This window comes from Williamsia sp. Y721, from assembly GCF_059683565.1.
In genome coordinates, this window is the sequence record NZ_JCASNH010000001.1 from 120538 (window position 1) to 133913 (window position 13376).

The 13376-nt window shown below is 64.8% G+C and carries 14 protein-coding genes and 1 riboswitch; of the genes, 10 read left to right on the top strand and 4 right to left on the bottom strand.

From position 1 onward, the window contains the following. Positions 1-26 precede the first annotated feature (26 nt). The 4 genes from AC56PL_RS00520 to AC56PL_RS00535 all read left to right on the top strand — a co-directional run bounded on the left by AC56PL_RS00520 (position 27) and on the right by AC56PL_RS00535 (position 4091). Complete coding sequence (locus AC56PL_RS00520; RefSeq protein WP_497152726.1) at positions 27-1634, top strand: adenylate/guanylate cyclase domain-containing protein; 1608 nt, start codon at positions 27-29, stop codon at positions 1632-1634. After that, positions 1631-1987, top strand: a complete 357-nt coding sequence (locus AC56PL_RS00525; protein ID WP_495514492.1) for a UBP-type zinc finger domain-containing protein — start codon at positions 1631-1633, stop codon at positions 1985-1987. Before AC56PL_RS00520 ends, AC56PL_RS00525 begins: the two co-directional genes overlap by 4 nt. A gap of 174 nt (positions 1988-2161) precedes the next feature. Then, positions 2162-3598 (top strand): formate-dependent phosphoribosylglycinamide formyltransferase, encoded by a 1437-nt coding sequence (gene purT, locus AC56PL_RS00530; RefSeq protein WP_497153541.1) that lies wholly within the window; start codon positions 2162-2164, stop codon positions 3596-3598. Positions 3599-3611: 13 nt separating this feature from the next. Further along, on the top strand, positions 3612-4091 hold the full coding sequence (locus tag AC56PL_RS00535; RefSeq protein WP_497152727.1) for a DUF456 domain-containing protein: 480 nt from the start codon (positions 3612-3614) through the stop codon (positions 4089-4091). 28 nt (positions 4092-4119) lie between these two features. Here the strand turns inward: AC56PL_RS00535 and AC56PL_RS00540 are convergent, their stop codons facing one another. From AC56PL_RS00540 to AC56PL_RS00550, 3 genes are read right to left on the bottom strand one after another with little or no spacing between them, the layout of a single operon-like run. Beyond that, complete coding sequence (locus AC56PL_RS00540) at positions 4120-4932, bottom strand: ABC transporter ATP-binding protein (RefSeq protein ID WP_497152728.1); 813 nt, start codon at positions 4930-4932, stop codon at positions 4120-4122. Next, on the bottom strand, positions 4929-6056 hold the full coding sequence (locus AC56PL_RS00545; protein WP_497152729.1) for a FecCD family ABC transporter permease: 1128 nt from the start codon (positions 6054-6056) through the stop codon (positions 4929-4931). Before AC56PL_RS00545 ends, AC56PL_RS00540 begins: the two co-directional genes overlap by 4 nt. Beyond that, positions 6053-7060: a FecCD family ABC transporter permease gene (locus AC56PL_RS00550; protein ID WP_497152730.1), complete on the bottom strand. Its 1008-nt coding sequence runs from the start codon at positions 7058-7060 to the stop codon at positions 6053-6055. The genes AC56PL_RS00545 and AC56PL_RS00550 overlap by 4 nt, the downstream gene beginning before the upstream one ends. 240 nt (positions 7061-7300) lie before the next feature. On the opposite strand from AC56PL_RS00550, the gene AC56PL_RS00555 reads away from it, so the two are divergent. Both AC56PL_RS00555 and AC56PL_RS00560 read left to right on the top strand, forming a co-directional pair. Beyond that, positions 7301-7762 (top strand): hypothetical protein, encoded by a 462-nt coding sequence (locus tag AC56PL_RS00555; RefSeq protein WP_497152731.1) that lies wholly within the window; start codon positions 7301-7303, stop codon positions 7760-7762. A gap of 138 nt (positions 7763-7900) precedes the next feature. Then, on the top strand, positions 7901-8641 hold the full coding sequence (locus AC56PL_RS00560) for a MerR family transcriptional regulator (protein ID WP_497152732.1): 741 nt from the start codon (positions 7901-7903) through the stop codon (positions 8639-8641). A gap of 83 nt (positions 8642-8724) precedes the next feature. On the opposite strand, the gene AC56PL_RS00565 is transcribed toward AC56PL_RS00560, so the two are convergent. Continuing rightward, complete coding sequence (locus AC56PL_RS00565; RefSeq protein WP_497152733.1) at positions 8725-10113, bottom strand: FAD-dependent oxidoreductase; 1389 nt, start codon at positions 10111-10113, stop codon at positions 8725-8727. Between the two features lie 214 nt (positions 10114-10327). On the opposite strand from AC56PL_RS00565, the gene AC56PL_RS00570 reads away from it, so the two are divergent. The 4 genes from AC56PL_RS00570 (at position 10328) to AC56PL_RS00585 (ending at position 13171) form a co-directional block, all read left to right on the top strand. Further along, positions 10328-10831 carry an Rv0361 family membrane protein gene (locus AC56PL_RS00570; RefSeq protein WP_497152734.1) on the top strand — a complete coding sequence of 168 codons (504 nt, stop codon included), beginning with the start codon at positions 10328-10330 and terminating at the stop codon, positions 10829-10831. Further along, entirely contained in the window at positions 10828-11241 is a 414-nt protein-coding gene (locus AC56PL_RS00575) for a rhodanese-like domain-containing protein (protein ID WP_497152735.1), read from the top strand. Before AC56PL_RS00570 ends, AC56PL_RS00575 begins: the two co-directional genes overlap by 4 nt. Before the next feature lie 37 nt (positions 11242-11278). After that, the gene (locus tag AC56PL_RS00580) at positions 11279-12487 is read left to right on the top strand and encodes an O-succinylhomoserine sulfhydrylase (protein ID WP_495514502.1); all 1209 of its coding nucleotides are present in this window, start codon (positions 11279-11281) and stop codon (positions 12485-12487) included. Positions 12488-12571: 84 nt separating this feature from the next. Beyond that, a complete protein-coding gene (locus AC56PL_RS00585; protein WP_495514503.1) occupies positions 12572-13171 on the top strand; it encodes a VTT domain-containing protein in 600 nt (199 codons plus the stop codon). Positions 13172-13238: 67 nt separating this feature from the next. Continuing rightward, a riboswitch (SAM riboswitch) is annotated at positions 13239-13354 on the top strand. Positions 13355-13376 lie beyond the last annotated feature (22 nt).

Genomic DNA, 13376 nt, shown 5'->3' on the forward strand with positions numbered 1-13376 from the left:
GTTGATGAATCGGTAGGGGGTCAGGCGTGAGGTTTCCCGGACAGGAATCGGACTTCGGTTCGGTGTTGCTGGGCTCTGCGACCGAGACACCCCGCCGCCAGCGCATCCGGATCCAGTTGCTGATCACGGTATCGGTACTGACCGCCAACGCGATCGGTGCCGGGATCGCGATCCTCCTGGTGGTGATCGGGATCCCTGAACCGAGTGTGCTCGAACCGGAGTTCTGGTGGGTCAACTTCATCGTGGCCCCGGTTTATGTGGCCGTGGCGTTCTGTTTCGGCTGGGCGTTCGGCACGGCCAGGGTCCTGCGGCACCTGCGATGGGCGCTCCGCGACGAGCGGCCCACACCGCAACAGGCGCGATGGGCGTTGCGGGCCCCATGGGTGCTCACCCGGATGCAACTTCTCCTGTGGTTCATCGCCGGAGTCCTGTTCACCCTCTGCTACGGCACCCTGGACCCCGAACTCATCCCGAAGATCGCCCTTGTGGTCGGACTGTCCGGCGCGGTGGTCTCGGCCATCTCGTACCTGTTGGTCGAGTTCGCGCTACGGCCGGTGGCGGCGCAGGCGCTCGAAGCCGGCTACCCCGGCATCAAGCGACGGAGCCGACTACGGACCCGGGTCATGCTGAGTTGGGTTCTCGGCTCGGGCATCCCCATCGTCGGGACGATGCTGGTCGCGTTCTTCTCCGTCTTTCGGGACACCACCAGCAAAACCGATGTCTTCGTGGCGGTGATGGTGCTCGGTGCCGTCGGCCTGTTCACCGGTTTCCTGCTCAACTACCTCAGCATCAGCGCGATCAAGGCGCCGGTCGGATCGGTCCAGCAGGCGATGACCAAGGTCAGCGCGGGCGACAACGACGTCCGGGTGGTCGTCTACGACGGAACCGAATTGGGCGACCTGCAACGTGGTTTCAACCTGATGGTCGAAGGGCTCGGGGAACGCGAGCGGATGCGTGATCTGTTCGGCAGGCACGTCGGCCGGGAGGTCGCCGAAGCCGCGCTGGCCCAGAATCCTGAACTCGGTGGCGCCGAGCGCTATGTAGCCGTCGTTTTCGTCGATGTCATCGGGTCCACCATGCTCGCGGCATCGCGGCCCCCGGATGAGGTCGTCGCGCTTTTGAACAAGTTCTTCGCGGTGGTCGTCTCGGCGGTCGAATCGCATTCGGGCCTGGTCAACAAATTTCAGGGTGATGCGGTGCTCGCGGCGTTCGGTGCGCCACTGGAATTGGCCGACCCGGCGACCGCTGCGTTGTCCACGGCCCGCGAGATCTCCGAGCGCCTGTCCGGCGAGATCCCCGAACTCGCCGCCGGGATCGGCGTGGCGTACGGATCGGTGGTCGCCGGAAATGTCGGGGCCATAGAGCGATTCGAGTACACGGTGATCGGTGATGCCGTGAACGAGGCGGCCCGGCTCAGCGAGTTCGCCAAACGGGACCCGACCCGGCCGGTGGCCTCCGGGCGGGCGATCGCATCGGCGACCGAGCGCGAGGCCGCGTACTGGTCGCGATTCGAATCAACTCTGCTGCGCGGACGTTCGGAAGAAACCGACGTCTATGTCGCTGCGGGCGGCACCGATGTCTATGCCACACATGCGACCGGAGAGGCCGGACACGATCAGCGGAGCCGGGGATGAAACCGATCCGCAGATCGGCGATGCACCGGCTCATCAAACCCGCCGACGTGATGGAACCGGTCGAGGATCTGTGCCCGGAACTTGCGGCGGCACCCACTGATCCGGCGCAGGATCCGGTTTCCGAGCGTGCGCTCGACGGGGACACGGCGGTCTGTGCGGACTGTGCTGCCGACGGTGTGAACCATCCGGCGTCGCTGCGCAGATGCCTGACCTGCGGACATGTCGCCTGCAGCGACTCGAGCCCACAGCGGCATGCGACCAGGCATTTCGAGATGAGCGGGCATCCTGTGATCCGTTCGGTGGAGCCCGGCGAGAGTTGGCGCTGGTGCTATCTACATGCGCGTATGGGCTGATTCGGCTTCTGGGGCCGGATTTGATCGCCTTCGACCGGGTCTACCTGTGCAGTTGGTGAGCCCGCAGGGGTTAGCCTTGGACACGTGACTATCAGCAACTCGGAATCCGGCGTCGTGATCAATTCGGTGCCGCAGCGGATCGGTACGCCGTTGTCGCCCGGTGCCACCAAGGTGATGCTGCTGGGCGCAGGCGAACTGGGCAAAGAAGTTGTGATCGCGTTCCAGCGCCTTGGTGTCGAAGTTGTTGCTGTCGATCGCTACCCCGATGCGCCCGGCCACCAGGTTGCGCATCGTTCGCACGTCGTCAACATGACCGATCCCGTTGCCCTGCGCGCGGTGATCGAGGCCGAACGCCCCGACTTCGTGGTGCCAGAGATCGAGGCGATCGCGACGGAGGTCCTGGTCGAGATCCACGAAGAAGGATTCACCGAGGTCATCCCGACAGCCCGGGCAACCGCGCTGACGATGAATCGCGAAGGAATCCGCCGTCTCGCAGACGAACGCCTGGGTCTTCCCACATCGCCGTATGCCTTCGCCAACTCTGCCGATGAGATCCGGGCCGCGACCGCCCGCGTCGGATTCCCGTGCGTAGTGAAGCCGGTGATGTCGTCGTCGGGCAAGGGCCAGAGCGTGGTTCGCGGCCCCGACGAGATCGACAAGGCCTGGGACCATGCGGTCGCCGGTGGCCGAGTGAAGGGCGGCCGTGTCATCGTCGAAGGTTTTGTGGACTTCGACTACGAGATCACACTGCTCACCGTCCGCGCGGTCGATCCGGCAACGGGCAAGTTGGGCACCTACTTCTGTGCCCCGATCGGGCACCGGCAGCACAATGGCGACTACGTCGAATCCTGGCAGCCACAACCGATGAGCGAGACCGCGCTCGGTGGCGCCACCTCGGTGGCCGCCCGGATCGCGGCGGCGCTCGGCGACGGTCACCTCGGTGGCCGTGGCATCTTCGGGGTCGAGATGTTCGTCAAGGACGATGACGTCTACTTCTCCGAGGTCAGTCCGCGTCCGCATGACACCGGTCTGGTAACCCTTGGGACACAGCGTCTCTCGGAGTTCGAGATGCACGCCAGAGCCATTCTGGGACTGCCTGTCGACGTCACGCTGGCCTCGCCGGGGGCGTCCGCGGTGATCTATGGCGGACTGGACGAACCGGCGATCGCATTCGAGAATGTTGCTGCCGCACTTGCTGTTCCGGAAACCGATATCCGGCTGTTCGGCAAGCCGGAGAGTTTCGCCCGACGCCGGATGGGTGTGGTGATCGCGACTGCCGACGACGTTGCGACCGCCCGCCAGCGGGCCACCGCGGCAGCGCGACTGGTGCGGCCCGTCAGCACCGCATCCATGGCGCGCCCGCAACCGCCGGTGCAGGCGCCACCGGAGCCCATGGCTCCGGGCGACGCGGGCCAGACCCGGATCACCCGCCGCCCACCGGCAGCGGCCCGGCCTCAAACACCTCCGCCGCCACCGCAATCCCCGCCACAGGCCCCCGCGAAGCAGTCCCCGACGCCGCAATCACTTCCGCCGCAGACTCCTCCGTCGTCGGGGCAGCCGCCGCAGGTGGGCCTGAGCAAGCCGTCATCCACCGTCGACAACAACCGGTAACGGAGATCCTCGAGTGCCATTCGCTGGTGAGCTGCTCGTTGCTGTCATCATCTTCATCGGGCTCTGCGGTGTGGTGGTGCCGGTACTGCCCGGACTGACCCTGATCCTCGCCGCAATCGCCGTGTGGGCGTTTGTGGTCGGCGGCTGGGCCTGGCTGATTTTCGCGATTGCCGCCGGCTTTCTGGGCGGCGCCGCGGTCGTCAAGTACCTGATCGCCAACAAGTCGATGGCGAACTCGGGGGTGCCGGGTCGGACCGTGATCACCGGTGGCCTACTCGGGATCGTCGGGTTCTTTGTCGTCCCGGTGATCGGCCTGATCATCGGCTTTGTTCTCGGTGCATTCCTGGCCGAATGGTGGCGCTGCAAGGACATTCGCGGCGGATGGAACGGCGCGGTGGCAGCGACGAAAGCGGCCGGGGTGGCGATGATCATCGAACTCACCGGAGCCCTGCTCGCGGCATCGCTGTGGCTGGGCGCCGCGTTCGCGTTCTAGCCCTTCGGCATCGGCTTTCGACGACCGGCTACGTCTTGCGGCCGATCGGTACGATCATCGGGCCGCCCGACACCGGGTCTGTCAGGACCTGGGACCGCAGTCCAAAAGCCGCTTCCAGAAGATCTGTGGTGATCACCTCGGCTGGGGTGCCTTCGGTGATGACCTCGCCGTCGCGCATCACGATCAGCCAATCACTGTAGCGGACAGCGAGATTCAGGTCGTGGAGCACCATGATGACGGTCTTGCCGTGCTTGTGGCACAGGTCGTCGACAAGGTCGAGGACGTCGATCGAATGTGACAGGTCGAGGTAGGTGGTCGGCTCGTCGAGCATCACGATGTCAGTCTGCTGGGCCAGGGTAAGTGCTATCCACACGCGCTGCCGTTGACCACCGGACAATTCGTCGATGGTCCGGTCGGCGAGGTCGGTGCAGTTGGTCTGTTCCAGCGCCTGCGACACCGCGATCTCATCGGCGGGCGACCACTGGCGGTACCAGGACTGGTGGGGATGGCGGCCACGTGAGACCAGGTCGGAGACGGTCAAACCCTCTGGGGCGACGGGGTTCTGGGGTAGCAGGCCGATGATGCGTGCGACATCCTTGGTGCGCATCGACGAGATGTCGGCGCCGTCGAGCAGGACGGTTCCGGCGGTGGGTTTGAGCAACCGCACCAGTGACCGCAGCAGCGTCGACTTCCCGCAGCCGTTGGGGCCGACGATGGTGGTGACCTTGCCGTCGGGGATGTTGATGTCGAGGCCGTCGATGACCGTGCGATCGCCGTAGCCGACCTGAAGGCCGGTGGTCGCGATCCGCGCTGAATTCGGCTGTGAGAAGGCGGCGCTCATACCGAGGCCTTTCGATTGATCTGGATCATGAGGTAGATCAGCGCGGGGCCGCCGATACCGGCGGTGACCACGCCGACCGGGATGCCTGCGGGCATCACGGTGCGGCAGAGCAGGTCGCTGCCGATCACCAGCGCGGCTCCGGTGAGTCCCGATGTGATCGGGCCGGGTATCTCGGCGCGGGTCAGTCGCATCGCGATCTGGGGCGCCAGGAGGGCGACAAACGCGATCGGCCCTGCGGACGAGACACACACCGCGGCAACGATCACTGCGACGATCAGAACTATTGCCGAGACGAGATTGGCCCGGACACCGAGGCCGCGGCACACGTCGTCGCCGAGGCTGATCAGGTTCAGGTTCCGGTTCTGCATGCAGACGATCGCGATGGCCGGGACGAGCACGATCAGTGGGGGCCACACGGCGGACCATCCGGCCCCGGACACCGAACCGACAATCCACAGTTGGGCTCGTTGCACCTGATCGATGTCGGCGCGGGTGAGCAGGTACGCGATCAGCGCCTGCAGGCCCCAGGTGATCGCGACGCCCACCAGGACCAGCCGGATCGGATCGATCCCTTTGCGCCAGGTCAGGACGTACATCAGCGCAGCGGTGGCCAGGCCGCCGAACAGTGCGGCCGTTGCCAATCCGAGGTCGGCGAGCCACGACGCCCAGGTCGATCCGAAGGCGATGACGGCGACGGCCGCGGCGCTGGCACCGGAGGTGATGCCCAGCATGTCCGGGGTGGCCAGGGGATTGCGCGCGATCACCTGGGTCAGCGCGCCGGACATGCCCAACCCGAACCCGACCAGAAGACTCACCAGTCCGATCGGCAACTGGGTGTCGAAGACGACAACGTTCTCGGCGCGTGTGCCGCCACCGAGCAGGATTCGGCCGACGTCGACGGTGCTCATCGGGAAGTCGCTGGTTCCGATGCTGATCGCGAACAGGAGTAGGGCCAACACGGCCAGGAGTACGCCGACCCCGGTTGCCAAGGGCCGCACCACGAATGTTCCGCCGGCAACGCGCACGACGGTTCGGCGCAGATGATTGGTCGGCAGCGGGGTGGCTTCCGCGGGCGAGGACTTTTCCGGCGGGACCCCCGACGCGTCCTTGGTGGGTGCGCTCATACGGCCACCAACTTCTTTGCGCGGACCAGGGCGATGAAGAACGGGGCGCCGACCGCGGCGAGCACGATACTGGCCTGCACCTCACCCGGACGGGCGATCATTCGTCCGATGACGTCGCAGGCGATGAGGGAGACCGCACCGATGAGGGCGGAGTAGGGCACGATCCAGCGGTAGTCGGGCCCGGTGAAGAACCGGGCCACGTGGGGTGCCACCAGGCCGAGGAACACGATCGGTCCGCAGGCTGCCGTGGCTGCACCGACCAGCAGGGTTATGGACGCGATGCCGACGATCCGAACCTGCAGGATCCGGGAGCCCAGCGCCTTCGTCATGTCGTCGCCCAGCGACAGGATGTTCAGGAAGAATCCGCTCGCGAGCGCCAGGATCAGGCCGGGGATGACGAAGGGCAAGGTGGCATAGATGACGTCGGTACCGCGTCCGGCGATCGACCCGACCTGCCAGAACCGCCACGCCTCCAGCGACTTGGAGTCGACGAGCACGATCGCCGAGGTGATCGCGGTCAGCATCGCGGTCAAACCGGTGCCTGCGAGGATGAGCGTCAGCGGGCTCGCGCCCTTGCCCACCGAAGCGAGGAAGAAGACCAGGCTGGCGGCGATCAGCGCACCGATCAGGCCGAAGCCCATGTATTGGATCGGGGTGGTGATCCCGAGGATGTAGACACCGGTCACCACCGCACACGCCGCACCGGCGTTGACGCCGAGGATTCCCGGGTCCGACAGCGGGTTGCGAGTGTGTCCCTGGGTGAGGGCACCGGCGGCGCCGATCGACAGGCCGACGATCAACCCGAGGATGGTGCGGGGGAGTCGGAGGTCCTGAACGATCCCGACCGCGTCGGCTGCGCCCGGCACGTTGTCGGCCCACAGGGCATCCCAGACCTCGCCGATCGGGATCACCCGCGAACCGATCGCGATGGACAGCACGCAGACCACGATCAGCAGAGTCAGCAGCAGCACCAGACCGGACGTGCGGCGCGTCTTCTTGCTCACGGGAGGTGCCCTGTCTTGTCCGGGGGTAACCGCGGTTGTGCCGCGTATGAACAGTTCTGGCGAGGGTAACCTAACCTGCTCTCGCCGACGGAGTCGAGTCAAGCTCTCGTCAACCAACGGTAACGAAACGATAACGATGAGCGCATAACTTACTTCTCAGTCAATTCTTGGCTAACGCTCAGGCGTCCGGGTCCGATTCATCCCCCAAAGCCACGTTGTGGTGCCACTAAAGGAGTGAAGATGAAGCAGAAGTTCATTCGCGCCGCCGTCGCTGCGGCCGCAGCAGTCGGAATCGCCGCAGGCAGTGCAGTCGCCACGGCACCCGCGCAGGCTGCCCCCGTTGGTCCGGTCGACCTCGATCTGACCGGCGGCGTGTACTGCTCGTTCGGCAAGCCGGGCGACCCGTGGGTCAACTCCTGGTACATGGTGCGCTGGATGGAGGTCAAGGCATACGGTGCCGACTTCCCCAACGTGACCCTGCAGGAGTTCAACGGGGCACAGAAGTTCACCCCGAAGCTCAAGAAGAACGAGACCCTGCGTATCGAGACCAAGTGGTTCGGCTGCTTCCCGAGCTCGATCTCCGGTTACACCATCTCGAGCAACATCGATCCGCTGCAGAACAACATCGGATTCTGGGCGAACATCCAGCGTCGCGACAACACCCCAGACGACGACGTCGCCCCAGTCGTCCCAGCCGCCTAGAAAAATCCGCGCCACCTACCTGCGTTCGCACCGGTTGCAACCGGCGCGAACGCAAGTAAGTGGCGCGGATTTTTGGTTGAGGGCTTGCGCTTGACGTCGCGTCAACCGGCAGTGTGGTCTTCGACCAAGGAGGTCGACATGGACCACCCGATCGGTGTCATCGCCCGCAGTTCCGGTGTCACATCACGGACGCTGCGGCACTACGAACAGATCGGTTTGTTGAGCCCGTCACGAATCGGGCCCGGCGGACTGCGGTTCTACGACTCCGCTGCGATCGTCCGACTGCAGCGGATTCTGCTGCTGCGCGAGCTCGGACTTCCGCTCACCCGGATCCGCGAGGTGCTCGGTGGTGATCAGTCGGTGCTCGAAGCGCTGATCGAGCATCAGGCCGCGTTGCGTATGCGGCGCGATCAGATCGATCAGCAGATCTCCTCGGTCGGCCACACCATCAGCCAACTCGAGAAGGGACTCGACATCATGCCGACAGACGCCTTTGCCGGATTCGATCACACAGTGCACCGCGAGGAGGTCGAAAAGCGTTGGGGCACGGACGCTTACCGGCGATCGGACCGTTGGTACCGCTCGCTGGGTGACAACGAGCGCCAAGACTTCGCTGCCGAACACGACGCCGTTGCCGCCCGTTGGATCGCACTCGTCGAGGCCGGAGCCGACCCGTCCGATGAACCCGCTCAGATCAACGCCCGCCGGCATATCGCCTGGTTACGGAAGAGCGGTGCGCCCGTATCCGGCGAATACCTCCGCGGACTCGGCCAGATGTATGTCGATGATGCGCGATTCGGTGCCCACTACGCGCCCGCGGGCGCTGACCATCGCCGGTACGCCGAATTCGTCAGGGACGCTCTGGTGTTGGCCGAATAAAATCCGCGCCACCTACCTGCGTTCGCACCGGTTGCAACCGGTGCGAACGCAAGTACGTGGCGCGGATTATTGGTTGTGGGGCCTCAGTCCCGATTCACCTTGTGGGGTTCTGAGGCGGCGAACATTTCGTCGCGTTCGACGACCTTGACGCGGTCGCGGCCTTCGGCGGCACCGAGGGCGCGTTCGTGTTCATCGAGGCGGTACCAGCCGTCCCAGGTGGTGAAGGCGACGTTTTTGTTGTCGAGGTATTTGATGATGGCGTCTTCGCCGGGCTCGGCCGGGTCGAGGAGTTTGCCTTCGCCCATGTCGTCGAGCAGGCAGTCGACGGTCTCGTTGGCGTCACCCTTGGTGTGGCCGATCAGGCCGACGGGGCCACGTTTGATCCAGCCGGTGGTGTACATGCCGGTCATGTGAACACCCTGGTCGAAGATCCGGCCGGCTTCGTTGGGGATGACGCCGGCCTGGTCGTCGAACGGCAGCTGGGGCAGGTTGTCCGACAGATAGCCCACCGCGCGGTAGACCGCACCCAGGTCCCAGTCGGTGAACTTGCCGGTGCCGCGGACGTTGCCGGTGCCGTCGAGTTCGGTGCGTTCGGTCCGCAGTCCGACAACTTTGCCGTCCTCACCGAGGATCTCGGTTGGGGATTCGAAAAAGTGCAGGAACAGTTTGTGCGGACGGCCCTTGGGGTCGCGGATCGCGTACTGCTCGATGATGGTGGCGACCTGATCGGTGATCTTGCTCGATCGCCGGGCGACGGTGGAGCCTTCGTCGTAGTCGATGTCTTCGGGGTTGACGATCACATCGATCGTCGGCGAATGGTCGAGTTCTTTGAGCTCGAGCGGGGTGAACTTGGCCTGGGCCGGTCCGCGGCGTCCGAAAACGTGGACCTCGACGGCCTTGTTGGCCTTGAGGCCTTCGTAGACATTGGCCGGGATCTCGGTCGGCAGCAGTTCGTCGCCGGTCTTGGCGAGCACGCGCGCCACGTCCAGTGCGACGTTGCCCACACCGATGACGGCGACCTTCTCCGCTTCCAGCGGCCAGGTGCGGGGGAAGTCTGGGTGTCCGTCGTACCAGGCGACGAACTGGGCGGCGCCGTAGGAACCGTCGAGGTCGATGCCGGGGATCTGCATGGCGCGGTCGTCGGTGGCGCCGGTGGAGAAGATCACCGCGTCGTACATCTGCTGCAGGTCTTCCAGGGCGATGTCGCTGCCGAAGTTGACGTTGCCGATCAACCGGATCTGTGGCTTGTCCAACACTTTGTGCAGGGCGGTGATGATGCCCTTGATCCGGGGATGATCGGGGGCCACGCCATACCGGATCAGCCCGAACGGGGCAGGCATCCGCTCGAACAAATCAATCGAGACACCACGGTCTTTGGCTTTGTCCGACTTCATCAATGCGTCGGCGGCATAGATACCGGCGGGGCCGGCACCGATGATGGCCACGCGAAGCGGGCGGTTCTGATCGCTCATGAGTCGCAGTTGCTTTCTCGTGCGGAGAGTTCAGGCGGGCGTCACCGACGCGGACCTGGGGTGGCTACTTCCTCCCCACGGTAGGCGCTGGACCTGGCCGGAACCAAAAACGTGGGTTTGACGGTCAGTCAAGTAAGGGTTGGCTGACCAAAATCTTGTTAACCGTCTCACGGTGGTGGCAGGTCGGGCAAATACGAGCGATAAGCTCGCGGCCATGGCAGGAAGCGACTCCGCAGCCGACCGTAAGCGGTCGGGTGGGGGCAAAGAGACAGAACCAGAAGTTTTTGACGACGAGCGACGGACAATCTGGCCGTTCCTTGTGGCTGCCGCGATCATGGTCGTGGTCCTCGGTGCGATCGTCCTCATGCAGGTACTTCGCCCGGCGGAGGATCGGCTGACGGACCAGGCGAAAGTCACCCACACCGTCAACGACTACTACACGGCCCAGAACGCGATCAATTACACGAGCTACCGTGCCGTTTTCTGTACCGCCGAGCTCGAGTCCGCGGACTTCCCGACCCAGGACGAGTTCACCACCGAGTACCGCGCCGCGCGTGATGCCGAAGGCAAGATCGAGGTCGGCAACATCTCGGAGACCGTCGTCAACGGCGATCGGGCCACGGCCAACGTGCACTGGTTCCGGGAACAGAAGAGCGAAACCACCATCACCCCTATTGTTCTGGTCAAAGAGGACGGCAACTGGAAGGTGTGCGCATGAGCTACGCAGGCGATCTGACCCCCCAGGAGGCATGGAAGATCCTCGACGAGGATCCGACGTCTGTGCTCGTGGACTGTCGGACTCAGGCCGAGTGGAGCTACGTGGGCGTACCGGATCTGTCCGGTATCTCCAAGAAGGCGATCCTCATCGAATGGGTCAGCTTTCCTGATGGTGCCCGCAACGCCGATTTCGTGGGGCAGCTGCGTGAAGCCGGTGTCCAGGACGACCAGCAGGTGGTGTTCCTCTGCCGGTCCGGGCAGCGTTCGATCGGTGCAGCCGAGGCCGCGACCGCCGATGGGGTGGCCCAGGCGTACAACATCCTCGACGGTTTCGAGGGTGCGACCGATCCGGACGGACATCGCGGTGCGGCCGGATGGAAGGCAACCGGCCTCCCGTGGCGACAATCGTGACCCCGGCGAGAAGATTCAAGACAACATATTGCGCACGATGGAGGACGAGTTGAACGCCAAGCTGCCCGAGGGACTTTCGCCCGAGACCCTCGCTGTGCGCGGAGGCCTCATGCGGTCCGGTTTCGACGAGACCTCCGAGGCCATGTACCTGACCTCGGGGTACGTCTATTCGTCCGCAGCTGCGGCCGAGCGGGCTTTCACCGGTGAAGACCAGCGATTCGTCTACTCCCGCTACGGCAACCCGACCGTGGCCATGTTCCAGGAGCGGCTCCGTCAGCTCGAGGGTGCCGAGGCGTGTTTCGCCACGGCCAGTGGCATGGCGGCGGTCTTTGTGGCGCTCGGTGCGCTGCTCAAGGCGGGGGACCGGCTGGTGGCGGCGCGCAGCCTGTTCGGTTCGTGCTTTGTCGTGTGCAACGAGATCCTTCCCCGCTGGGGCATCGAAACCGTCTTTGTCGACGGCGAAGACATCGAACAGTGGGAACAGGCACTGTCGAAGCCGACCGACGCGGTGTTCTTCGAGACCCCGTCGAACCCGATGCAGACCCTGGTCGACGTGGAGCGTGTCTGCGAACTCGCCCACGCCGCCGGTGCACAGGTTGTGCTGGACAACGTCTTTGCGACCCCACTCCTGCAGAGTGGCCTCGAGCTCGGTGCCGACGTGATCGTGTATTCGGGCACCAAACACATCGACGGACAGGGCCGGGTGATGGGTGGGGCCGTGCTCGGGAGCAAGGAGTACATCGACGGTCCGGTGCAGACCCTGATGCGGCACACCGGTCCGGCGCTGAGCCCCTTCAACGCCTGGACGTTGCTCAAGGGACTCGAGACGATGCGGTTGCGGGTCGACCATTCGACTGCCGCGGCACTGCGAATCGCCGAATTCCTGGAAGCCGATCCGCGGGTGGCGCGGGTGAGATATCCGTTCCTGCAATCACATCCGCAGCATGATCTGGCGAAAAAGCAGATGTCGGGTGGTGGCACCGTGGTGACGTTCGAACTCGCCGACACGGGCGCGGCATCCGGAAAGGCGCGGGCGTTCGAGTTGCTCGACGGTCTGCAGATCGTCGACATCTCGAACAATCTCGGGGACTCGAAGTCGTTGATCACGCACCCGGCCACCACCACCCACCGCGCGATGGGACCCGAGGGCCGGGCCGCGATCGGGTTGTCCGATTCGCTGGTCAGGCTGTCGGTCGGATTAGAAGGTGTGGATGATTTGTTGAAGGATCTGGACAGGGCCCTGTAGGGGAGTCGCACGACTCCACCGAGGTCGTCATCGGAGAAGGAGGGTGGCATCTTTCACTCCCTGGCGGACTGGGTCATCTCGATCGTGCAGTCGACGCCGCCGTGGGCGGTATACCTCGTGGTCTTCATCGTCATCTACTGCGAGGCGGCCGCGCTCCTGGGCCTGATCATGCCTGGTGAGACGATCCTGCTCGCCGGTGGCGTGGCTGCCGCCGTCGGCGAGACCAACATCGTGTGGCTGATAGTCGGTGCGTGCGTTGCGGCGGTACTCGGTGACTGGACGGGCTATTCCATCGGCCGCAGATCGGGCGGCCGCATCACCGAAACCCGCTTCGGTGGGTGGGTGGGGCAAGAACGCTGGCAAAAGGCCGAGGAACTCATCCGCCACGGCGGGGTCGCCACCGTGATCGGCGCGCGCTGGATTGGATATGTCCGCACGGTCACCCCGTTTGTGGCCGGGATGAGCAAGATGCCCACGCGCCAATACCTGCTCGCGAACGTGTTCGGCGGGGTCGTCTGGGTGACCGCGGTGTGCATCGTCGGATATGCGGTGGGCGAGACGGTCGGGGCGACGCTGATGTTCTATCTGGCAGTTGGTGCCGGCGCGCTCATGCTCACCTACTTCGGCTTTCGTTGGTGGCGACACCGGAGTAGGTCACAAAAGTCCTCTGCCAGCGCGGAATAACATTCACGCCGGGTTAAAGAGGTTCGACATTTGACACGGAAATCAAATGCGCTGCAATGTGGTTATCGGTGATGAGTGTCAGCGTCAAGCCCCGGCTTGCTGGCCGGCAACCCTCCATTCGCGGCGGGGTGCTCCGGGTGACAACCTGGCCGGTGTCTGTTCGGACGGTGGCAAGCGCGGACTCCGGCGGAGTCCTGATCCGAAG

Excerpts from the sequence above, each read along its gene's own strand:
- AC56PL_RS00545 (WP_497152729.1), bottom strand. The coding sequence starts at position 6,056 with ATGAGCGCACCCACCAAGGACGCGTCGGGGGTCCCGCCGGAAAAGTCC.
- purT (WP_497153541.1), top strand. The coding sequence starts at position 2,162 with ATGCTGCTGGGCGCAGGCGAACTGGGCAAAGAAGTTGTGATCGCGTTC.
- AC56PL_RS00575 (WP_497152735.1), top strand. The coding sequence starts at position 10,828 with ATGAGCTACGCAGGCGATCTGACCCCCCAGGAGGCATGGAAGATCCTC.
- AC56PL_RS00525 (WP_495514492.1), top strand. The coding sequence starts at position 1,631 with ATGAAACCGATCCGCAGATCGGCGATGCACCGGCTCATCAAACCCGCC.
- AC56PL_RS00580 (WP_495514502.1), top strand. The coding sequence starts at position 11,279 with ATGGAGGACGAGTTGAACGCCAAGCTGCCCGAGGGACTTTCGCCCGAG.
- AC56PL_RS00555 (WP_497152731.1), top strand. The coding sequence starts at position 7,301 with ATGAAGCAGAAGTTCATTCGCGCCGCCGTCGCTGCGGCCGCAGCAGTC.
- AC56PL_RS00565 (WP_497152733.1), bottom strand. The coding sequence starts at position 10,113 with ATGAGCGATCAGAACCGCCCGCTTCGCGTGGCCATCATCGGTGCCGGC.
- AC56PL_RS00560 (WP_497152732.1), top strand. The coding sequence starts at position 7,901 with ATGGACCACCCGATCGGTGTCATCGCCCGCAGTTCCGGTGTCACATCA.
- AC56PL_RS00540 (WP_497152728.1), bottom strand. The coding sequence starts at position 4,932 with ATGAGCGCCGCCTTCTCACAGCCGAATTCAGCGCGGATCGCGACCACC.
- AC56PL_RS00570 (WP_497152734.1), top strand. The coding sequence starts at position 10,328 with ATGGCAGGAAGCGACTCCGCAGCCGACCGTAAGCGGTCGGGTGGGGGC.